The sequence below is a fragment of the Streptomyces sp. NPDC059832 genome (genome assembly GCF_042731715.1).
Taxonomy (GTDB): Bacteria; Actinomycetota; Actinomycetes; order Streptomycetales; family Streptomycetaceae; genus Streptomyces.
The window spans coordinates 87,691-109,238 of record NZ_JBHWIY010000026.1; the positions used below are offsets into that span (position 1 = coordinate 87,691).

Sequence of the window (21,548 nt, forward strand, 5' to 3'; positions counted from 1 at the left end):
CAACACACAGCTGCAAGGCCATCCGACCCGATCCGTACTCGCTGAACAGGGTGATCTCGCGATGAACTCCATGTCCCATCCACCGGCACCATCGCCCCTCAAGGCCGTCGAGAGCGCCGAGCGTGCATTGCGCGAAGCGCCGTTTGCCGCCGGGCTGTCGATGGCCGTGACCAACCGCACCGGCGTCATGTCGTCGAGCGTGCACGGGCTCGCCGACGTCGCCGCCGGGCGGCCGGTCACCGCCGACACGCTCTTCGAGATCGGCTCGGTCTCGAAAGGATTCACCTGTGCGCTGCTGCTGCAAGCCCAGGACGCGGGGCTGATCGACCTCGATCAGCCGGTGGCCCGGTACCTGCCGTGGTTCCGGGTGCGCTCGCGCTTCGCACCCGTCACCGTACGGCACCTGATGACGCACACCGCGGGGATCATCGAGGGCTCGGACTTCTCGGGGGAAGCGGCGTTCGAGGTCTGGTCGCTGCGCGAAACTGAGGCGACGTCTCCACCGGGGACCTGGTTTCACTACTCCAACGTCGGCTACAAGGCGCTGGGCCTTGTCCTGGAAGCCGTCCACGAGCGGCCCTACCACCAGATTCTGCGAGAGCTCCTGCTGGCTCCGCTGGGCATGACGTCTGCGGTGCCCGCGATCACCGACGGGGTGCGGCCCCGGCTGGCGGTGGGGTACGAACCGCGCTCCGGCGGCAGTGCCCTGACCGCAACCGACGGTCTGATACCCGCGACCTGGCTCGAAACCGCCACCGCGGACGGCAGCATCGCCGCCACCGCGCTGGACATGACGGCTTGGCTGAGACTGCTGCTCGGGACGGGCACCGGCCGCCTGCTGTCGGACCAGGGCCGAGATGAGATGTTCCTCCCCGCAATCGCCATCGACGACGACCACTCCGGCTCCTCCTACGGCCTGGGCATCAGGACGGGCGAGATCGACGGGCGCCATCATGTCTGGCATTCCGGCGGCATGATCGGCTACTACTCAGCAGTCGCCTGCGACCTCGACTCGGGGATCGGAGCCGTCGTCCTTGCCAACGGACCCGGGCCCTGGCAGGAAGCAGCCCTGCACGCTCTCGCCACCGCACGCGCCGAAGCTGCCGGAGCGCCGGTCCCCGAGTTCACCGTTCTGCCGCACGACGAGGAGCCTCCCCGCGCCGACCCCCCGCCTCCGGCGTGGGCGCCGTTCGTCGGCCACTACCGCTGTCACAACCCCTGGCTGCCCGGCCTGCGCGTCATCGCGCGCGACGGCAGGCTGTGGGCCTGGCTGGGCGACGGTGACGAGCAGGTGCTCACCCAACTGCCGGACGGCAGCTTCCGGATCGGCGCGGACGAACGGTCACCAGAGCGTCTGCGGTTCGACACCGTGATCGGCGGCACCGCGACCCGCGCCACACACTCCGGGTGCGCTCTCTACCGGTCGTTCACCCCCTGAGGACGGAACCGGACGACCCCTGCGGCGCGACGAGTGTCACCGGATCGCCGAGCACCGATCGCCGAAGCGGTCGCGTTCCCCCTCCCCGCAGGGCCACAGGATCTCCACTCCCACCCGTACCCGAGGTGATGTCCCCATGAGGCTCAGACGCACCTTCGCTCCTTGCCCTGCCCGGTCACGTGGACCGAGCCGCCTGCGGCGAAGTGGCGTTGCCGTCGCCGTCGTGATGGCTCTCTGCTTCAGTGCCGCCTGCGACAGTGCCGCCACCCGGAACGTCTTCCGGCTCGGCGGCACCGAGCCGATCGACTCGATGAACCCGTTCGTGGCCGTGAACTCGTCGTCGTACTCGGTCTTCGAGAACATCTATCCGTCCCTGGTACAGGTCGACCCCGCGCTGAAGACCGTGCCGGACTTCGCCGACAACTGGCGGATGTCGCCGGACGGAAAGACCTGGACGTTCCACACCAAGCCCGACGCGAAATGGTCCGACGGCGAACCACTGACAGCCGCGGACGCGGCCTGGACCTTCGAAACGGTCATCAAGCACCAGGAAGGGCCCACGGGCAGCCTGGCCGGCTACGTCGCCTATATGGAGAGCGCCACCGCGCCCGATCCCAACACTCTGGTGCTGAAGTACTCCCGGCCGGTCGCCAACGTCCTCGCCCAGATGTCGGGCATACAAATCCTGCCCGAGCACATATGGGCGAGATACGCGGTCGGCAACGGCAAGGGCCTGCTCACCTTCACCAATCCGGCACCGGTCGTTTCCGGCGGCCCGTTCACCCTGGTCAAGTACGCCCAGGGCCGCATCGCACTGCTGAAGCGCAACCCGCGGTACTACGGCCCCGCGCCGCACATCGACGGACTCGGCCTGCAATTCTTCGACACCGACGACGCGATGATCACCGCACTGAAAAGCGGTCGGCTCGACGGGGTGCAGTCGGTGGCGCCGACTTCGGTGGCCACGCTGAAAGCGGCGGGCCTCACCGTGGCGTCAGCTGCCGGAGCGGCATTCGACGACCTCATCGTCAACGCGAACCCGAAGCAGGCGGCCGACCATCGTGAGCTGGTCAACCCGCTGGTCAGGGAGGCATTCGACCGAGCGATCGACAGGAACGCGATCGTCAGGACGGCACTGCTCGGCTTCGGCCGGCCCGGGGCGTCGATCATCCCGCCGTCGACCGGGCACTGGAGTGACCCGACGATCAAGCCGACCCCGTACGACCCGGCCGCGGCGAACCGTTTCCTGGACGAAGCCGGTTACCGCATGGGGCCCAACAAGATCCGGATCGCGAACGGCCACCCGATGTCGTACACCGTGATCATGCCCTCCAGCATCACTAACGGGTACGGGGCCCGCTCGTTCCAGATCATTCAGGCCGGCTTCAAGAAGATCGGCGTCCGGCTCGTCCCGAAGCACATGGACGTCTCGGCTGCCAACGAGGCTCTCTTCGCCAAGAAGTACCGGAATTTCGAGGCCGCGATGTGGGGCTTCTCGCTCACGACCGACCCGGACGGGATGCTCTCCTATCTGACCTGCCGGTCCCGGTACAGCCTCAACGACACCGGGTACTGCACCAAGTCCTGGGACGGGCTGTACGCGAAGCAGGCCACGGCGATGAACCCGGCGGTCCGGCAGCGGATCGTCCATCAGATGCAACAGACCGCCGCCCGGGAGCATTTGTACCTGGTGCTGGACTATCCGGATTCGATCGAGGCGCACTCCCCCTCCTGGACCGACCTGCCAATGATCGAGGGCGGTTCGTTCTCGGCAACCTCGAAGATCCCGTTCCAGACCGTCCACCGGGTCGGGTGAGCGATGAGCCACGAAACGCGGAGTCGGCCCGCCCACTCCCCGGCTGAAGGGGGAGGCTCGTGAACCGCACGGAACATCTGTTGAAGCGAGTGGCGTTCGCGCTGACCACGATCTTTGTAGCGGTTACGACCAACTTCTTCCTCTTTCGCGTGCTGCCGGGTGACGCGGTGACGAACATGGCCCGGGTGCCGCACGCCAGCCCTCAGCTCAAGCACGCGCTGACCGCGGAGTTCGGGCTGGACAAATCGAAATGGGAGCAGTACCTGATCTATTTGCGCAACCTCTGCCACGGGGACATGGGTATTTCGTTCGCCCATCGGCAGCCGGTGCGCGAGTTGCTGATCGCGGACCTGATGAACACGGTGCCCATGGTGCTGGCCGGTACCGTCGCCGCGATCGTCGCGGGCGTCCTCTCGGGAGTCATTTCTGCCTGGCGGCGCGCGTCAGTAGCCGATCACCTGAGCACGAACCTGGCGATCTTCGCGTACGCGCTGCCCAGCCAGTGGCTCGGTCTGGTGCTCCTGATCCTGTTCGCCGGGGTCCTCCCGTCGGGCGGGATGATGAACGAGTTCCTCTTCGAGCCCGCGCCGTTCTGGCAACACCTGGGTGACATCGGTACACACGCGATCCTGCCGGTCGTCACACTGATGCTGACCGCCTACGGCGGCTACACGCTGGTCGTGCGCTCGTCGATGCTGGAGATCCTCGGAGAGGACTACGTCCTGACCGCGCGGGCCAAGGGCCTGCCGGCCCGGCGCATCGTCTGGAGGCATGCGGTGCGCAACGCGATGCTGCCGGTGGTCACGCTGATCGCTCTGGACCTCGGATACATAGTCGGCGGCGCCGTGCTGATCGAGGTGCTCTTCAGCTGGCCCGGTATCGGCCTGGCCATGTACACCGCACTCAGCCAGCGGGACTACCCCATGCTGCAAGGCGGATTCCTGATCCTGACCGTCTCGGTGATCCTGCTGAACTTCCTCGCCGACCTGGTCTACGCCCGACTCGACCCAAGGATCCAGCGATGAGTGTGCAGATCGGCAAAGCGTCACCCAGCGCGGAGGTCGTCGGTCCACACCGGAGCGGTTTCCTTCGCACCGCGTTGCGTGAGCACAAGGCCGCGGTCGCGGGCCTTGCCGTCATCGTGTTCTTCGTCGTTCTGTCCGTGATCGGGCCCTACATATCGCCGTACAGCGCGACAGCACAGACCTGCGCGGTCTACGCCCCGCCGTCGGCGCAGCACTGGCTCGGTTGTGACGACGGTGGCATCGACATGTTGTCGGAACTCATACAGGGCGGGCGTGTCTCGCTGTTGGTCGGCTTCGCCGCCACCCTGATCTCCATGGTGATCGGTGGCGGATTCGGGATCCTCTCCGGTTACTTCGGCGGCTGGGTCGATACCTCGCTGATGCGGATCACCGACTACCTGCTGGTCATTCCCGACCTGGTGCTCGCCATGGTGATCGCCGAAGTGTGGGGGGCGAGTCTGCTCCACGTGATCATGGTGATCGGCATCCTCGAGTGGACCTCCACGGCCCGGATCATCCGAGCCGAGGTCATGTCGATCCGCGAGCGTGTCTACATCAAACGCACGCGCGGACTGGGCGCCGGCAACGCCCGCATCATCGGACGGCACATCCTGCCGCAGGTCGGACCGCTCCTGGTCGCCAACACCGTGCTGACCGTGGCCGTGGCGATCTACCTGGAGACAGCACTGGCGTTCCTGGGCCTGGAGGACCCCGGCGTGACGACCTGGGGGACCATCCTGAACAACGCGTTCCAGCGCACCGCGATCAGCTCCGGCGCCTGGTGGGCGATCGTCCCGGACGGATTCGTGATCGCCGCGGTGATCGTCGGCTGCTTCCTGCTCGGCCAGGCCATCGAAGACACCCTCAACCCCCGGTTGAAGGTTGCCCATCTCTCAGTACGCCGCTGGCGGCTGCGCCCGCTGATCGGAAGAGGCGAGGACGCGATATGAGCCTTCTGGAGTGCAGGGACCTGCATGTCTGGTTCGACCAGACGCACGGCGGCCAGGTGCACGCGGTCAACGGGGTGAGCTTCGACCTGGATGCGGGGCAACGGTTCGGCCTCGTGGGTGAGTCCGGTTGCGGCAAGACCACGACGATCCTGGCGCTGATGGGGCTGTTGCCGCCGACCGCCTCGGTGGCGGGCGAGGTCCGTATCGACGGCACCGACATTCTGTGCGGCGGCGAGGAATCGGTCCGCCCGTTCCGCTGGCGGGACATCGCCATGGTGTTCCAGGGCGCGATGAACGCCTTCAACCCGATGAAGACCGTCGCCTGGCAAATCGCCGAACCGATGGTCTACCACGGCGTCGCGGACCGGGCAGAGGCCCGCAGCCGCGCCAGTGAACTACTGGAGCTGGTCGGAATCCCCGCCGTGGCCGGGAAACGCTATCCGCACGAGTTCTCCGGTGGCATGCGCCAACGTGCGGCGATCGCGATGGCCCTCGCCTGTGAGCCGAAGATCCTGCTCGCCGACGAGCCGACCACCGCGCTGGACGTGATGGTCCAGGCGCAGGTCCTGGAACTGCTGACCCGTCTCTCCGACGAGCTGGGCCTCGCGCTGATTCTGGTGACGCACGATCTGCCGGTGGTCGCTCAGACCTGTGAGCGGGCCGCCGTCATGTACGGCGGCGAGATCGTGGAGGACGGGCCGGTCGCCGATCTCTACCATGCCGCCCGCCATCCCTACACCCGGCTGCTGTTCGCCGCCACACCCGACCTCTACGGGGAGGAGCGGATCACCACGATCCCCGGGGGGCCGCCTCGGCTGGACTCCGTCATCGCCGGCTGCCCGTTCCGGCCACGGTGCGACGTGCCAATGGAGCGGTGCGACGGCGAGCACCCAACGCTGAGTATCACCGGCCCGGACCACCGTGCCGCTTGTCACCGCAACGAACTCCAGGGGGCGAAATGAGCACACCGCACGCGGCGGCACCAGCGGCGGAATCACTGCTGGAAGTGGAGGGACTGACGGCACGCTACCCGGTGCGTCGCGGACTGACCCAAGTACTGGCACGCCAAACAAGGCGCTGGGTGCATGCAGTCGACGGAGTCAGCCTCAGCCTGGCCCGCGGCGAGATGGTCGCCCTGGTCGGCGAGTCCGGCTGCGGGAAGACCACGACTGTCCAGACGATCAGCGGCATGGTCACGCCGTCCTCCGGATCGATCCAGCTGGACGGAGCCGAGGTCGTCGGCCTGTCCGAACGGCGGCTGCGCCCCCTGCGCAGACGGATGCAGATGATCTACCAGGACCCCTACGAATCACTGGATCCACGGTTCCGGGTCAGTCAGACGCTGGTGGAACCGATGCTCATCCACGGCATCGGCGGTTCTCGGAGCGACCGGGCCAGGCTTGCCGCCGAGGCCCTGGAACGGGCGGGCCTCGCGCCGGCGGGGGCCTTCCTCGACCGCTACCCGCACGAGCTGTCCGGCGGGCAGCGTCAGCGGGTGGCGATCGCCGCGGCACTGGTCCTGGGCCCTGATCTGCTGCTCGCCGACGAACCGGTGTCCATGCTCGACGTCTCGGTCCGTGCCGGGGTCCTCGCCCTCCTCGACGCGCTGCGCCGCGACCCCGGGATGGGAATCCTGATGATCACTCACGACCTCTCCACCGCAGCCCACTTCGCGGACCGCATCGCGGTCATGTACCTGGGCCGCATCGTCGAGCAGGGGCCGGCGCAGACGGTGGTCCGCGCCCCGCGCCACCCTTACACCCGGGCCCTGCTTTCGGTGGTTCCCGACCGGGACCCCCGCAAGGCCGGGACGCCACAGATTCTGACCGGCGAGGCCCCCGACCCGGCCAACGTGCCGTCCGGCTGCCGGTTCCGCACCCGCTGCCCCGTCGCCGAAGCGCAATGCACGACGGCCGATCCACACCTGCGATTCCCGTCGGACGCGACAGACCCGGCCCACGAGGTCGCCTGCCATCTCGCCTCGGGACAGCCCTGAGGCCCTCACGCCGTAGGACACCTGCTGATTCCGAAGATCCCCGGCACACCCTCCGACCGAGAAGAAGCCCATGACACTGACCAAGCCCTCGCGCGCGCCACGCCGCCAGCGCATCGACGACCTGACCACGTTCGCCGTTCCGGAGCAGCCGGCACTGTCGCCGGACGGCAACGAGTGCCTCTACGTGCTGCGCACCTGCGACGCGGAAGCCGACCGGAACGTGCGCGCCATCTGGCGCGTCGGCACTCGCACCGGCCGGCCGCGGCAACTGACCCACGGCACGGCCGACACCTCACCCGCATGGTCACCGGACGGCGGACGCATCGCCTTCCTGCGCACGCGGGACGAGGCACCGCAGATATGGCTGCTCCCCGCCGACGGCGGGGAGGCCGAGCAACTGACCACACTGCCACTCGGGGCCGGTGCGCCCGTGTGGAGCCCGGACGGCTCGAAGGTCGCCTTCGTGGCAGCGGTGGATCCGCTCGTGGCCGACTCGGACGGCATGTCGCCCGCGGCCCGTGCGAGCGCGCCGCTCGTCGCGGACCGGCTCACCTATCAGGAGGACGGCGCGGGTCTGCTGGGCGTCGTACGCCGTCACCTGCACGTCCTCGACCTGGCCACCGGGCGGTGCCGCCAGGTGACCGAGGGGGACTGGCATGCCAACTATCCTGCCTGGTCACCGGACTCGACACGGCTGGCGTTCGCCGCGGCGATGGCTCCGGACGCGGATCTGCGGGCCCGCATGCCCGTGTACGTCCTCGACGTGACCAGCGAGTCGGCGAGGCCGGAGCCCGCCGGCCTGCCCGACGGGTTCGCCGGTCCGGTCCTGTGGACGCCGGACGCAACGGCACTCCTCGTCGTGGGGACTGCCGGCGAACCGGCCGGCCACGCCCGCCTCCTGCGCGTTCCGCTCGACGGCGGCACACCGGTCGAACCGGCCGCCGCACTGGACCGCAACGTGATGCCGGGTGCCCCGAGCTACCCCGGGGCCCTGCCGCAGTTCGGCGACGGCGGTCGCACGATCCTGTTCTGCGTCCGCGATCGTGGCTGTACCCACCTGTACGCGGTGTCCGCCGACGGTGGCACACCCCGCCCACTCGTCGCGGGCACCGGGCGGAACGTCCACGGCCTGTCGGTGGCGGGTGACACGGCCGTCATCGTGCTCGGCACGCCGACCTCGTTCGGCGAGATCGTCACCGTGGACCTCGCGACGGGCGTGGAAACAGTCCGGACCGAACACGGAGAGGGCCTGGCCGACATCGAACTGTTCCCGCGCGAGGAACGGGAGTTCACCGTCTCCGACGGCACGGTCGTCCACGGCTGGCTCATCCACGATCCTGCCGAGGAAGGACCACGCCCCCTGCTCCTGGACATCCATGGCGGACCGCACAACGCATGGAACGGTGCCGCCAACGAGGTGGAGCTCTACCACCAGGAACTCGTGGCACGTGGCTGGGCCGTTCTGCTGCTGAACCCGCGTGGCAGCGACGGGTACGGCGAGCAGTACTGGAATGCCGCGCTCGGTGCCTGGGGCGAGGCCGACGCGAAGGACCTCCTGGAACCCATCGACGATCTCGTGGCAGCGGGGATCGCCGACCCTGCCAGGCTGGCTGTCTCCGGCTACAGCTACGGGGGATATCTGACCTGCTACCTCACCAGCCGGGACGACCGGTTCGCGGCCGCGGTGACGGGCGGAGTGATCAGCGACCTCGTCAGCCTGGCCGGCACCGCCGATGACGCCCACCTGTTCGGCCTGTCCGAACTCGGTGCCCTTCCGTGGACCGCCCCGGACCGCTACGCGGCGATGTCACCACTGACCCGGGTCGACCAGGTCAGGACGCCGACCCTGATCCTGCACGGCGCGGCAGACCTGGGCTGCCCGGTCGGCCAGGCCCAGCAGTGGCACACGGCGCTGCGGGGGCGCGGCGTACCCACCCGGCTCGTGCTCTACCCGGAGGCATCGCACCTGTTCGTCCTCGACGGGCCGCCGTCGCAGCGGATCGACTTCAACCGCCGCATTGTGGACTGGGTCGAGCAGTACGCCGGCAGTGGCTCCGGACCTGCACGGCCCCGCCTCGACGCCGCGCACTGGCAGCGCCGGCTGACCACGCTGGCCGAGCACCACCACGTACCCGGAGCCACGCTCGGCATCCTGCGGATGGGTTCCGGCAGGGAGGACGAGCTCGTCGAAGCCGCGTACGGCGTGCTCAACAAGGACACCGGTGTCGAGACGACGACCGACTCCATATTCCAGATCGGCTCGATCACCAAGGTCTGGACGACGACGGTCGTCATGCAGCTCGTCGACGAGGGTCTGCTGCACCTCGACACCCCGATCGCCGAAGTCCTGCCCGAACTGCGGCTTTCCGAGCCGGACGTCGCCAAGCGCGTGACCATGCGGCATCTGCTCACGCACACGAGCGGCATCGACGGCGACGTCTTCACCGACACGGGACGAGGAGACGACTGCCTGGAGAAGTACGTGGCATTGCTGGCCGACGTGGCGCAGAACCATCCGCTGGATGCGACCTGGTCCTACTGCAACGCCGGTTTCTCGCTGGCCGGCCGGGTGATCGAGAAGCTGACCGGCGACACGTGGGACGAGGCCGTACGGAAGCGGCTCTTCACCCCACTGGGCCTTGAGCGCACGGTGATGCTGCCCGAGGAGGCGCTGCTGCACCGCACCGCCGTTGGGCACGTGACCGACGGCGTGACCGAGCCAGTGCGCGCACCGGTGTGGGGACTGCCACGAGCGGTGGCGCCCGCCGGCCTGATCAGCTCGACCGTCGCCGACGTGCTCACGTTCGCGCGAATGCACCTCGCCGGCGGGCTGGCGCGCGGTGGCACCCGGCTGCTCACCGAGGCGAGCGCCGCGGCAATGGCCGATTCCCAGGTGGAACTGCCGGACCACTTCGACCTCGCCGACTCATGGGGCCTCGGCTGGTCCCGTATCGGCTGGGACGGTCGCCGGCTCCTCGGGCACGACGGCTCGACGATCGGACAGGACGCCTACCTGCGCCTGCTGCCCGACGAGCGTCTCGCAGTCGCTCTGCTCACCAACGGCGGCAACACGACGGGGCTGTACGAGGACCTGTTCGGCGAGATCTTTGCCGAGCTCGCCGACGTCGCGGTACCGCCACCGCTCGGCCCACCGGCCCTGCCCGTGCCGCAGGACGTACGACCCCATCTGGGCACGTACGAGCGGGCGGGCGTCCGGATGGAGGTGCTCGACGGGGACGACGGTCCGATCCTGCGGACGACGGTCACCGGCCCGCCGGCCGAGCTGATGCCCGGTCCGGAGACCGAGCAGGCGATGGTGTCGGTCAAGGAGAACCTGTTCGTCGTCCACGAGCCCGAGGAGCAGTCCTGGGTTCCGGTGACCTTCTACGCCCTGCCGACCGGCGAGCGGTATCTGCACGTCGCCTCGCGTGCTACACCGAAGACAGGCTGACATGGACCTCACAACTCTTGGCGCCGACATGACCGCCGCGCTGCCGGAGATGCTCGCCGACATCGAGGCGCTCGTGACATGCGAGTCGCCGTCCAGCGACCTGGCCGCGCTCGCCAGAAGCGCGGACACGGTGGCACGGATCGGCGCACAGCGGCTCGGAGTGGCCCCGGAACGCATCGTCCTGGACGGGCGCACGCACCTGCGCTGGCGCCTTGGTGACGGGCCGCCCCGCGTGCTGCTGCTCGGGCACCACGACACCGTGTGGCCGATCGGGACGCTGACGACCCATCCGTTCGCGGTCGCCGACGGCGTGCTGCGCGGACCGGGCTGCTTCGACATGAAGGCAGGTCTGGTGTTGGCGATGCACGCCGCGGCCCGCCTTCCCGACCCCTCGGGCGTGACGATTCTGATCAACGCCGACGAAGAGATTGGCTCGCCCAGCTCGCGAACGCTCATCGAGACCGAGGCCACCGGCCTGGCCGCGGCTCTGGTGCTTGAAGCGGCAGCCGACGGCGGCGCGCTCAAGACCGAGCGCAAGGGCGTCTCGCAGTACGAGGTGGCCGTCTCGGGCCGGGCCGCCCACGCCGGTCTGGAACCCGAGCGCGGTGTCAACGCCACTGTCGAGACAGCTCATCAGGTGCTGGCAGTGACCGCGTTCGCCGCCCCGGACCGGGGCACGACGGTCACACCGACGCTGATGTCGGCGGGTCTCACGTCGAACACCGTGCCGGCCGCCGGGAAGTTCACGGTCGACGTGAGGGTCCGTGACATCGCCGAGCAGCACCGGATCGACGCCGCGATGCGCGCCCTGCAGCCGACGCTGGAAGGTGCGCGCGTGGAGATCACGGGCGGCCCGAACTGTCCGCCGCTGGCCGCGGAGGCGTCAGCAGCCCTGTACGCGCGCGCCGTGGCCGTGGCCGCCGACCTCGGACTGCCGCCACCAATCCGTGCCGCGGTGGGTGGCGGCTCGGACGGCAACTTCACCGCCGGAGTTGGCACACCCACGCTGGACGGGCTCGGCGCGGTGGGCGGCGGAGCCCACGCCGACGACGAGCATGTGCTGGTTGCCGAGTTGCCGGCGTGTGCCGCCCTGGTTGCTGCGCTCGTCGCGGGGTTGCTCGACGAGGCGTCGGCCGGTCCCTCCCCAGCGGGCCGATCACGACGTTCCCGGACGAGGTCACGAAAATGAGAATGGAGCGGGTGGTGGATTCGTACAGTCTCCGCGCCGGTGCGGATCCGGGCGCTGATGCCGCGGTGAACGCCGCAGACCTGGCCGCGCGCGCAGCGGGCGTTCACGTCCGGGAGGTCGTCGAACTCGGTGAACTCGAAGCGGTGCACAGGCTTTACGACACGATCTGGCGCCCCGACCCGTCGAGCCCGCCGGTGACGTCCGAACTCCTGCGAGCCCTGGCCAAGGCTGGAAACTACGTCACCGGCGCGTTCGATGGCCCCCAGCTGGTGGGCGCGTGTGTCGGCTTCTTCCGCCCACCTGCGGAGGAGGCGATGCACAGCCACATCGCCGGGGTGTCCGCGGCGGCACACGGCCGGAGCGTCGGCTTCGCCCTCAAGCTGCACCAGCGCGCCTGGGCGATGACGCGTGGCGTCTCGGAGATCGCGTGGACCTTCGACCCGCTCGTCAGCCGTAACGCGTACTTCAATCTGGCCAAACTCGCCGCCGGGGCTCCGGAGTACCTGACCAACTTCTACGGCGGCGTGCACGACGGCATCAACGGAGACGACGACACCGACCGGCTGTTCGTCCGGTGGTCCTTGCGCACGCCCGACGTGGCAGCCGCCTGCGCCGGAACAGTCCGGCCGTGCGACGCGGAGTCCGAGCAGCGACGCGGAGCCGTGGTGGCGCTCGCCTGCTCCGACGACGGGTCGCCGGTGCCTGGCGTGCCGGATGGCGACACGCTGCTGGTGGCCGTGCCGCCGGACATCGCGTCGCTGCGCGCGGCAGAGCCCGAACGCGGCCGGGCGTGGCGCACCGCGGTACGTGAGGTGCTCACGGCAGCGATGGCGGATGGCCTCCACATCGCCGGATTCGACAAATCCGGTTGGTACGTCCTCAAGCGCGACACAACAGAAGGGCAGCACGCATGAAACTGACCGGAGTAGAACTCCGCCGGATCCGCCTGCCACTCGTGGCACCGTTCCGTACCTCATTCGGCACCGAGACGGAGCGCGAAGCCCTGCTCCTGCGTGTGGTTGCCGACGAGGCGGAGGGCTGGGGAGAATGCGTAGCCACGGTCGATCCGCTGTACTCCTCCGAGTACGCCGACGCCGCGGTGGATGTACTGAGCCGCTTCCTCATTCCCGCCCTCGCGGCGCACGATCGGCTGAGCGCCAACGCCGTCGCACCCGCACTGGCCCGGTTTAAGGGACACCGGATGGCCAAGGCGGCGCTCGAGATGGGCGTGCTCGACGCCGAACTGCGTTCCCTGGGCCGGCCGCTGGCGCAGGAGCTGGGTGCCGCACATGACCGTGTCCCCTGCGGGGTCTCGGTCGGCATCATGTCCTCCATCGGCGAGCTCCTCGACGCCGTCGGAGGCTACCTCGATGAGGGATACGTCCGCATCAAGCTGAAGATCGAACCCGGATGGGACATCGAACCGGTACGCGCGGTACGCGAGCGGTTCGGCGATGACGTGCTGCTGCAGGTCGACGCGAACACGGCGTACACACGCGCCGATGCACGCCATCTCGCAAGGCTCGACTCCTTCGGCCTGCTGCTGATCGAGCAGCCGCTCGACGAAGAAGACATCCTCGGCCACGCCGAGCTGGCCAAAGCTGTCCGCACGCCCATCTGCCTGGACGAGTCCATCACATCGGCCCGCGCAGCTGCTGACGCGATCAGGCTTGGCGCGTGTTCGATCGTCAACGTCAAGCCCGGACGCGTCGGTGGGTACTTCGAGGCTCGCCGCATCCACGACGTCTGCGTCGCTCACGGCGTGCCGGTGTGGTGCGGTGGGATGCTGGAGACCGGACTGGGCCGGGCGGCGAACATCGCACTGGCAGCACTGCCCGGCTTCACACTGCCCGGCGACACATCCGCCTCGGATCGTTACTACCGAACGGACATCACTGCCCCGTTCGTCCTGAGTGACGGCCACCTTCCGGTGCCGACAGGCCCCGGTATCGGCGTCATGCCCCTCGTCGACGAGCTGAAGGCAGTCACCACCAGTACCCAGTGGCTGCCTCTGTAGGCCGCCGGACGCGATCTGGCCGTTCGGTGGGCAGTAGTTGGAGCCGCTGAAGCCCACGGATCGTCCGAGATCCGAACTCTGAACGCAGACCGGCTCAGCGGTTTCAGGACGCCGGGAGGGGCTGGGCGTACTCGTCGGGGGTTCCCGCGACCTGGACCCCTTGAACGTTGAGGCCAGCTGCCGCTCCTCCCGCCGTCGCGGCCAGGTTGCCGAGGGTCGGCGTCGGCACAACGCCCTCTGTTGATCCGGGCTTCGCCCCCGGAAAAAGACTGGCGGGTGCTGACGCTCGCGCTCGGCAACATGACCGGGCACCTGATCCGACCGTTGACGCTTGTGGTCCGAGTCGGGGTACTCCTGGACCGGGCGCCAGCACACCGCCGTTACCAGGGAGAAGATCACCGCGCAGGTGATCCGTGCCCTGGCGAAGGAGGTGATGGTCCTCAAACGAGTACATCGCAGAGCTCGACAAGCTCAGTGCGGCCCGGTTTCGCGAGCAGGAACTCGCCGAAGTGATCTCCAGCATGCCCGGCATCGGCCCGCTGCTGGGCGCGGAGTTCTTCGCCGCCACCGCCGGCGTCATGTGCCGATACGGCACCGCCGACCGCCGCCGATACTACCACCGCGGCCTGCAACGCGTCGCTACGCTCCGCGATCGTCAGCGTCCGCAACTGCCGTGCTTCTACGAGCGCAAGCGCGCCAAGGTACGCGGCGCACCCGGGCTGTTCTCGCGCCGGCTCGGCGACGGGTGATCGTCCTGTGGGCCCTGATCCGCGTCGGACGGTGCTTCCCACGTGAACTCCCGGCCACAGGTGCGGCTTGACAGCGTCATTGTGTGGTGAACCGGTTGCTGACCCGGAGCTGGATCCAGAGCAGGAGGCGCTCATCCTGGTCGGCAAGGCTGAATCGGAAGATTTCCTCGGCGCGCGTGATCCGGTATCGGCATGTGTTCGGATGCACGTTGAGCCGGCGGGAGGCGGCGGCGATGTCGCTGTTGGCGTCCAGGTACGTGAGCAGCGTTCTGGCGTAGGCCGTAGCGTGCTCGCGGTCGTAGACCCGAATGGCAGGTCCCAGCCCTTGCATCATCCGGGGATTGCCGGCGAGGTCCTCGGTCAGCTCCAGAAGGGTCGCGCTCGCCCGGACCTCGTCGATCGTGGCGACGGAGGGCATGTCAGGCTCGGCCGGCCGCTCAGCGAGGACCTTTAGCACCACATCGGCATCCTGGCGTGAGCGGGCCGCCAGGTGCAGCCCGGCGACGTGGGAACCGAGTGCGGCATGGATGGGAATCCGAAGGGCCAACATCGCCCGCCGGGCGATGTTGGCCACGAAGTCGTGGTACGACTGCCCGGCAGGCCCCGTTGGCAACAGCGCGTAGACGGTGCCTTCGATCAGCGCGCACCCGTGCCGCCCGTAATGCGCCTCGACGTACACGCTGACGAGGTCCGCCAGCCGCGTGGCCGCCTGCGCGGTGGCGATGCCATCGCCGTCGCGGGGCACAACGACGAAGGCGGCCACGGCCACGGAGACGTCCGGGTTCAGGCTGAGCTGCGGCGCCACGATGTTGACGGCAGCCGGGTCGGCCAGCAGCCGTCGGAGCACATCGGCGCGCTGGCGGCGGGCGACATCAGCGGCTGTACGCGCCGCCAGCAGGTGCAACGCGGCGGTCGACGCGGCCTGTGAGAGGGCTTGCACGGCATCGTGGTCGAGAGTGCCGGCGTCGACCACCCAGATCGACCCGAGCAGTTCGCTCCCGGCGTGCACACTGACGGCCAGGCGAGGCAGGCCACTCGGGTCGGTGAACCTCTGAACCAACGTGGTGCCGTGCACCTCGCGGTATAGTGCACCGTTCGCCGGGAGTTCGGGTACCTGCAGGCCGAGAATGCCCTGTCGTCGGTCTTCATCGATCGGCTGGTCGGGCAGAGTGGAGTACGCCAGGATTCGCTGGCGCGGGTCTTCTATGGTCGTCGCGCCGCCAACCATGGCCGCGATCGCGTTGGCCAGGGCGAACAGGTCCCCGACGGCTGGCGCACCAGCCCCATGAATGGTGCGCCCGGTTTCCGCCAGAACGGAGGAGACCAGGGCATCAAGATGATGCCAGGCCATGTCCTCGTCCGCTGCCAGAAGCGAGATCCCTGTCTCCGATGCGGTGGCCACCAGTTGGCCGACTGACTCGCCGTAGCGCTTGATGACCAAGCATGTGTAACCTGCCAGCGCCGCTTGCCCGAGCAACTCGCCGGCTTCGACGCTCGTCGGCCGCACGCCCACAGCGAAGAGCATGGCGTTTCGCATCGGTGGCAGCGGCGCACGCGGTTCGTGGATCAGCGCGCCGGACACCGGTACATCGGCTCCGTCCTGCGCAGTCAGAAGGTGCAGCGGCGCCGGTCCCAGCGCTTCGAGGATTTGCCTGAGCACCGATACCGTCATCCGAAGATGCACCCCCTATTTGGCTTGCTTCCCAGTATTCGTCCGGAACCTCCGGCTGTGGCCCGGCCGGAGCCGGACGCTCCCGCTTGGCTGACCCCGGTTGAAGCAGGGCAGTACCTTGCCGGCTGCGGCCCAAGACACCTTCGCGCTCACCTGAACCGCCCGTGACGCGCCACTACTTGAACGGTGCGCAAGAGGCCTCACCGTACCCGTGGGCGGCGAGCGAGCTGGGGCCCCGCCGACGGGGGCGCCATTATCCGCAGAGAGAAGGGCATCCGCTGCGGCGGCAGACCGGCCCTCGCGCCGTGATCAAGAACCCTGCAAGCCTTCTTGGCTTGAGGCGGTGTGCCGCAACAACCGCTGAGCTGGCCGGCGTTGTGAGTATCTCGGCGGTGTCCAGGGCTGGACGAGTATCGAAGGGAGCCTGTTGGGTTGCTTTCCGCGGAGCAGGTTCGATCGCCGCTCAAGTGTCAATCCCCTCGAACCGTGGAGATCTTCTGAGCGGCCAGCTCCAACGCGGGGTTGGCCCGGTGGTCGTGCTGGATGACCGCGCCCATTCGCAGGTCCGCCGCCGCGTGGACGAACCGGTGTACCGCCGCGACGGCGTCGTCGTCCGCTGCGTGGCTTCTTCGGTGGCGCTCTTCAGCCGAGTAGATGACGGCATTACCGCAAGAGGATCCCGGTGGACTGGTGTGGACTTTTTGTCTGACCTGGATGTACTGTCCAAATGTGGAGAACGTGGAAGAGGGCCGGGACCCTCGTGTGCGGACGTGGGCGCCGGTGTGCCGGGCCGTCGCGCTGTTGCTTGGCCCGTACGCCGAGGTCGTACTGCATGATCCCGAGACCGACCGAGTCCTGGAGATCTGGAACCCGATGACTTCCCGCCGCCCGGGGGATCCTTCGCTGCTCGGCGAACTGGACGAGCTCGACCCGTCGGCGCGGGACGTGTACGGGCCGTACGAGAAGCTGCTCGCGGACGGCCGCCGTCTGTCATCGGTCAGCGCGGTCCTGCGGGATGCGCGGGATGAGCCGTCCGCGGTGCTGTGCATCAATCTCGACCGCACCCCGCTGGAACAGGCCGCGGCGGTCCTGTCCGCCTTCGGCGCGCCGACCGTGCAGAGCCCCGAACCGCTGTTCGAGCAGGACTGGTCCGAGCGCGTCCAGCACGTGATCGGCACCTACGTCCGCGAAACGGGCCGCCCCGTCGAACGCATGACCCGCCAGGACCGCCTGGCCGTCCTCGGCCGCCTCGACGAGGCCCGGGTGTTCGCGGTGCGCCGCGCCACCCCTGCCGTCGCCGGGGCGCTGCGGGTGTCCCGGTCCACCGTCTACGGCCTGCTGGCCGAACTCAGAGCACCCAGCGCAAAGGACCGACAACCATGACCCGGCTGCCTGACTTCCGCCTGGAAACGTACTTCTCCCGCTGGGAATTCACCGCCCGCCACCACCTGACCGCCTCCGACGTCCAGACCATGACACTCAGCGAACTGCTCGCCCTGGCCGAGGACAAGGATCGCGAGGCCTTCGAGAACCTGTCCCTGGGCTACACCGAGACCTTCGGCGACCCGGCCCTGCGCGAGGTGATCGCCCAGGGCTACGAGCACGCCGACGCGGACGACGTCATTTGCTTCGCGGGTGCAGAGGAAGCCCTCTACCTGGCGATGAACGTCCTGCTTGACGCGGGCGACCACGCGGTGGTGGTGACTCCGAACTACCAGGCCGCCGAGACCTTGCCTCTGGCGCTGTGCGAGGTCACCGGCGTGGCCCTCGATCCGGACCGGGACTGGGCCTTGGACCTCGACATGGTGGCGGCGGCCATCCGGCCCAACACCCGGGTCGTGTCGGTGAACTTCCCCAACAACCCCACCGGCAAGGTCATCGACACCGCCGACTTCACCGCCCTCGCGGGCCTGTGCGACGAGCGCGGCATCCACCTGTTCAGCGACGAGGTCTACCGCGGACTCGAACGCGACCCCGCCCGCACCCTGCCGCAGGCCGCAGACCTGTCCGAGCGCGCACTGTCATTGAACGTGACCTCGAAGTCGTTGGGGCTGCCCGGGTTGCGCATCGGCTGGATCACCTGCCGCGACCGCACCCTGCGCTCGCGCCTGGAGCGGGCCAAGCACTACACCACCATCTGCAACTCCGCGCCCAGCGAGGTCCTGGCTCGCATCGCACTGAAGGCCCGCGAGACGATCCTGGCCCGCAACTGCGCCCTGATCGCGGCCAACCTGCCGGCCTTCGAGGCGTTCTTCGCCGAGTTCGCGGACGACTTCGAGTGGCAGGCGCCGGACGGCGGATGCGTCGCCTACCCCCGCTACCTCGGCGCCGACGGGGTAGCGGAGTTCTGCACCCGCCTGGTGGAGGAAGCCGGTGTCCTGCTGCTGCCCGCGAGCATCTACCGCTCCGAACTCACTGCCACCCCCACCGACCGGTTCCGCATCGGCATGGGCCGCCGCAACCCGGAAGAAGGCCTGGCCGCCTTCGCCGAGTGGATGCGAGCGCGCCGATGACCCTCGCCGTCTTCGACACGGCCGCCATCAAGAAGACCGCCACCTTACAACTGGTCCTCGACACCGTCCGCGACGCGCTGGTCGCGCACGCCGAGGGCCGCACCAGCGTGCCGACGCCGCTGCACATGGACCTCCCCGAAGCCGACGGGGACTGCCACGTCAAAGCCGGCTGGATCACCGGCGCCACCGACTTCACCGTCAAGATCGCCACCGGCTTCTACCGCAACCCCGCCCTCGGCCTTCCGACCAACCACGGACTGGTCTGCGTCGTCAGCGCCCGCACCGGACAGGTACGCGCGCTCCTGGACGACCGCGGTCTGCTGACTGCCTGGCGTACGGCCGCCGCGGGCGCGCTCATCACCCATGCCATGGCCCGGCCCGGCGCCGTCACCCTGGCCGTCTTCGGCACCGGCGAACAGGCCCGCCTCCAGGCGACCTGGCTGGCCAAACTCCGCCCGGTCAGCGCGGTGCTCGTCCATGGCCGCAACCCGCACAAAGCCGCCGCCCTGTGCAACGACCTCAAAGCGCGCGGCCTGCCTGCCCGGCCGGCTTCGGCACGACAGGCGGTCACCGCCGACATGGTCATCACCACGACTCCGGCGACAGTCCCCGTCCTGGATGCCGCCCAGGTACGCGAGGGAGCACACGTGACCGGCATCGGTACGGACATGCCGCACAAGAACGAGCTCCCGCCGGCGCTTTTCCACCGCGCTGAGCTCATCGCCACCGACGACCACGCCCAGTGCCTCGACCACGGCGACTTCGGCCACGCCGTCCGCGCCGGTGCCACCGCCCCGGACGGCGACATCGCGGCCGGCCTGCTGCTCAAAACACCCGTCGACCGTCCCGACACCGCGATCACGGTCGCCGACCTCACCGGCGTCGGAGCACTCGACGCGGCACTCGCCTCAGCCGTCCTCGATCAACTCCTGCTCTGAAAGCCCAACTGGAAGGGAACGTGTGATTCGGACGGTGTGAGGCTTATACGGAACAGGCCGAAGAGACCCCCCTTTGGCAGGTGTCAACCGGACCGGTCCCCAATACCCTTGGCCACCGCGGCGGCCGGTGCGGCGGTTGCCGTACCCACGGGGAACGCGGCGCATGCGTAGGCACTCCCGACCCCGACACCCAGCATCTCAAGGAGACTTCGTGATCACCCCCAGTCCTGCCATGCGCCGCACCTCGGCTGTGGGCCTCGCCCTCGCCGCCTGCCTCGGCGCCGTCCCCACCGCCACGGCAACGGCGGCCCCCACCGCGCCGAAGTACGGAGCCGGGCTCGACCGTTACTACGATCAGCGCCTGGGCTGGGGCAACTGTGCCAAGGGGCCGGGCGACACCAAGGGCCGCGATCTGGACAAGGCCGGCGTGCAGTGCGCGGACGTCACCGTGCCGCTCGACTACGCCGACCCCCGGGGCCGTACGATCACGGTCGCGATATCCCGGCTCAAGGCCACCGACACCCGGCACCGCATCGGCTCGATCCTGCTCAACAACGGCGGTCCCGGTGGCACCGCCCTTGAGTCCCCGCCGGAATTCCACGCGCGGATGAAGGAGACCGGCCCGCGCTACGACATCGTCGGCTTCGACCCGCGCTTCGTCGGCCGCAGCACCCCGCTGGACTGTGGCTGGTCCGTCGGCACCAATCTCTTCTCGGCCGGTCTCAGCCGGGCGAGCTTCGAGCGCCAGGTCGCCCTCCAGAAGGATCTGGCCGCCAAGTGCCGCGCCACCAACGCCTCCGTGCTGCCGCACGTCAGCACCCGCAACACGGCTCGCGACATGGACGTCATCCGCGGCGCGCTCGGCGAGAAGAAGATCTCCTACTTCGGCTACTCGTACGGCACCTACCTGGGAACCGTATACACCCAGATGTTCCCCGGCCGCACCGACCGCGTGATCCTGGACGGCGCCATCGACCCACGCAAGTACGGCCCCCGGTTGCTGAAGGGCGCCGTCGGCGAGAACGAGCAGGTGCTGGCCGACTGGGCCACATGGGCTGCCGTCCGCAACGACACCTACGGTATCGGCCGCACCCGCGCCCAGGTCCTCGCCACCATTGACCGCGTCATCAAGGCATCCGCGCGCGGCCCACTGACCGTCGGCACCGCCCCAGAGAGCTTCCAACTCGACGACACCCACATCCCGTTGGTCCTGCTCGTCGGGGGCGACAGCGACACCGACACGTCCCGGGCATCCCTCGCTGAGCAGGTGTCCGTGCTGAACAAGGCCGCGGCCGGGCAGCCGACCCAGCTGTCGCCGCAGTTCGCCGCGACCCTGCGGTTCACGATGACCGCCGAACAGTCGCACCACGGCAGCGTGCAGTCCGCGATCATCTGCGGGGACAGGGCGGCCCCGCGTGACCCCGAGGTCTACTGGCGGGACATCGAGCGAAGCCGGACCACGTACCCGCGCTTCGGCGCGCTGACCAACAACATCAGCCCGTGTGCCTTCTGGGACCGGCCCCGCGAGGAGCCCACCGAGGTGAAGCACGACGCCAAAATGCTGATCGTGTCCGCCACCGGCGACCCGCGCACCCCGCACAAGGGTGCCGTTGCCCTGCACGGCCTGCTGCCGAGCTCCAAGCTGGTCACCCTCAAGGGCGCCAACCGGCACGCGATCTACGGCGTCTACGAGAACCGCTGCGTCGACAACAAGGTCAATCGGTACCTGGCCACCGGCAAGCTGCCCACCCATGACCAGATCTGCTCCAAGCAGGCCGGATAGCGCTGTGACTG

The 21,548-nt window shown here is 68.9% G+C and carries 16 protein-coding genes; 15 read left to right on the top strand and 1 reads right to left on the bottom strand.

Annotated features, from left to right (window positions below):
- Nucleotides 1-61: 61 nt before the first annotated feature.
- The 11 genes from ACFV8T_RS33425 (at nt 62) to ACFV8T_RS33475 (ending at nt 14,631) form a co-directional block, all read left to right on the top strand.
- On the top strand, nt 62-1,438 hold the full coding sequence (locus tag ACFV8T_RS33425; RefSeq protein ID WP_385334897.1) for a serine hydrolase domain-containing protein: 1,377 nt from the start codon (nt 62-64) through the stop codon (nt 1,436-1,438).
- A gap of 226 nt (nt 1,439-1,664) precedes the next feature.
- Nucleotides 1,665-3,254: an ABC transporter substrate-binding protein gene (locus tag ACFV8T_RS33430; RefSeq protein ID WP_385334955.1), complete on the top strand. Its 1,590-nt coding sequence runs from the start codon at nt 1,665-1,667 to the stop codon at nt 3,252-3,254.
- A gap of 59 nt (nt 3,255-3,313) precedes the next feature.
- On the top strand, nt 3,314-4,279 hold the full coding sequence (locus ACFV8T_RS33435; RefSeq protein ID WP_385334899.1) for an ABC transporter permease: 966 nt from the start codon (nt 3,314-3,316) through the stop codon (nt 4,277-4,279).
- Entirely contained in the window at nt 4,276-5,229 is a 954-nt protein-coding gene (locus tag ACFV8T_RS33440) for an ABC transporter permease (protein ID WP_385334901.1), read from the top strand. The genes ACFV8T_RS33435 and ACFV8T_RS33440 overlap by 4 nt, the downstream gene beginning before the upstream one ends.
- Nucleotides 5,226-6,191: an ABC transporter ATP-binding protein gene (locus ACFV8T_RS33445; RefSeq protein ID WP_385334903.1), complete on the top strand. Its 966-nt coding sequence runs from the start codon at nt 5,226-5,228 to the stop codon at nt 6,189-6,191. Before ACFV8T_RS33440 ends, ACFV8T_RS33445 begins: the two co-directional genes overlap by 4 nt.
- Nucleotides 6,188-7,225: an ABC transporter ATP-binding protein gene (locus ACFV8T_RS33450; RefSeq protein ID WP_385334905.1), complete on the top strand. Its 1,038-nt coding sequence runs from the start codon at nt 6,188-6,190 to the stop codon at nt 7,223-7,225. The genes ACFV8T_RS33445 and ACFV8T_RS33450 overlap by 4 nt, the downstream gene beginning before the upstream one ends.
- 70 nt (nt 7,226-7,295) lie before the next feature.
- On the top strand, nt 7,296-10,676 hold the full coding sequence (locus ACFV8T_RS33455; RefSeq protein ID WP_385334907.1) for a serine hydrolase: 3,381 nt from the start codon (nt 7,296-7,298) through the stop codon (nt 10,674-10,676).
- Nucleotide 10,677: 1 nt separating this feature from the next.
- Nucleotides 10,678-11,865 (top strand): M20/M25/M40 family metallo-hydrolase, encoded by a 1,188-nt coding sequence (locus tag ACFV8T_RS33460; protein ID WP_385334909.1) that lies wholly within the window; start codon nt 10,678-10,680, stop codon nt 11,863-11,865.
- 14 nt (nt 11,866-11,879) lie between these two features.
- Complete coding sequence (locus tag ACFV8T_RS33465) at nt 11,880-12,779, top strand: GNAT family N-acetyltransferase (RefSeq protein ID WP_385334911.1); 900 nt, start codon at nt 11,880-11,882, stop codon at nt 12,777-12,779.
- Nucleotides 12,776-13,882, top strand: coding sequence for an o-succinylbenzoate synthase (gene menC, locus ACFV8T_RS33470; RefSeq protein ID WP_385334913.1), 1,107 nt, complete (start codon nt 12,776-12,778; stop codon nt 13,880-13,882). The genes ACFV8T_RS33465 and menC overlap by 4 nt, the downstream gene beginning before the upstream one ends.
- 509 nt (nt 13,883-14,391) lie before the next feature.
- A complete protein-coding gene (locus ACFV8T_RS33475) occupies nt 14,392-14,631 on the top strand; it encodes a hypothetical protein (protein ID WP_385334915.1) in 240 nt (79 codons plus the stop codon).
- A 76-nt stretch (nt 14,632-14,707) separates the two neighbouring features.
- Here the strand turns inward: ACFV8T_RS33475 and ACFV8T_RS33480 are convergent, their stop codons facing one another.
- On the bottom strand, nt 14,708-16,303 hold the full coding sequence (locus ACFV8T_RS33480; RefSeq protein ID WP_385334917.1) for a PucR family transcriptional regulator: 1,596 nt from the start codon (nt 16,301-16,303) through the stop codon (nt 14,708-14,710).
- Between the two features lie 729 nt (nt 16,304-17,032).
- On the opposite strand from ACFV8T_RS33480, the gene ACFV8T_RS33485 reads away from it, so the two are divergent.
- The 4 genes from ACFV8T_RS33485 to ACFV8T_RS33500 all read left to right on the top strand — a co-directional run bounded on the left by ACFV8T_RS33485 (nt 17,033) and on the right by ACFV8T_RS33500 (nt 21,537).
- The gene (locus ACFV8T_RS33485; RefSeq protein ID WP_385334919.1) at nt 17,033-17,686 is read left to right on the top strand and encodes a transcriptional regulator; all 654 of its coding nucleotides are present in this window, start codon (nt 17,033-17,035) and stop codon (nt 17,684-17,686) included.
- Nucleotides 17,683-18,816, top strand: a complete 1,134-nt coding sequence (locus ACFV8T_RS33490) for an aminotransferase class I/II-fold pyridoxal phosphate-dependent enzyme (RefSeq protein WP_385334921.1) — start codon at nt 17,683-17,685, stop codon at nt 18,814-18,816. The genes ACFV8T_RS33485 and ACFV8T_RS33490 overlap by 4 nt, the downstream gene beginning before the upstream one ends.
- On the top strand, nt 18,813-19,754 hold the full coding sequence (locus ACFV8T_RS33495; RefSeq protein WP_385334923.1) for an ornithine cyclodeaminase family protein: 942 nt from the start codon (nt 18,813-18,815) through the stop codon (nt 19,752-19,754). Before ACFV8T_RS33490 ends, ACFV8T_RS33495 begins: the two co-directional genes overlap by 4 nt.
- Before the next feature lie 232 nt (nt 19,755-19,986).
- On the top strand, nt 19,987-21,537 hold the full coding sequence (locus tag ACFV8T_RS33500) for an alpha/beta hydrolase (protein ID WP_385334957.1): 1,551 nt from the start codon (nt 19,987-19,989) through the stop codon (nt 21,535-21,537).
- The last annotated feature ends 11 nt before the right edge of the window (nt 21,538-21,548 follow it).

What these genes read in the sequence shown, in the direction of transcription:
- ACFV8T_RS33495 (WP_385334923.1), top strand. Translation starts at nt 18,813, where the DNA reads ATGACCCTCGCCGTCTTCGACACGGCCGCCATCAAGAAGACCGCCACC.
- ACFV8T_RS33445 (WP_385334903.1), top strand. Translation starts at nt 5,226, where the DNA reads ATGAGCCTTCTGGAGTGCAGGGACCTGCATGTCTGGTTCGACCAGACG.
- ACFV8T_RS33460 (WP_385334909.1), top strand. Translation starts at nt 10,678, where the DNA reads ATGGACCTCACAACTCTTGGCGCCGACATGACCGCCGCGCTGCCGGAG.
- ACFV8T_RS33425 (WP_385334897.1), top strand. Translation starts at nt 62, where the DNA reads ATGAACTCCATGTCCCATCCACCGGCACCATCGCCCCTCAAGGCCGTC.
- ACFV8T_RS33480 (WP_385334917.1), bottom strand. Translation starts at nt 16,303, where the DNA reads ATGACGGTATCGGTGCTCAGGCAAATCCTCGAAGCGCTGGGACCGGCG.
- ACFV8T_RS33490 (WP_385334921.1), top strand. Translation starts at nt 17,683, where the DNA reads ATGACCCGGCTGCCTGACTTCCGCCTGGAAACGTACTTCTCCCGCTGG.
- ACFV8T_RS33440 (WP_385334901.1), top strand. Translation starts at nt 4,276, where the DNA reads ATGAGTGTGCAGATCGGCAAAGCGTCACCCAGCGCGGAGGTCGTCGGT.
- ACFV8T_RS33450 (WP_385334905.1), top strand. Translation starts at nt 6,188, where the DNA reads ATGAGCACACCGCACGCGGCGGCACCAGCGGCGGAATCACTGCTGGAA.
- ACFV8T_RS33500 (WP_385334957.1), top strand. Translation starts at nt 19,987, where the DNA reads ATGCGCCGCACCTCGGCTGTGGGCCTCGCCCTCGCCGCCTGCCTCGGC.
- ACFV8T_RS33430 (WP_385334955.1), top strand. Translation starts at nt 1,665, where the DNA reads ATGGCTCTCTGCTTCAGTGCCGCCTGCGACAGTGCCGCCACCCGGAAC.
- ACFV8T_RS33455 (WP_385334907.1), top strand. Translation starts at nt 7,296, where the DNA reads ATGACACTGACCAAGCCCTCGCGCGCGCCACGCCGCCAGCGCATCGAC.
- menC (WP_385334913.1), top strand. Translation starts at nt 12,776, where the DNA reads ATGAAACTGACCGGAGTAGAACTCCGCCGGATCCGCCTGCCACTCGTG.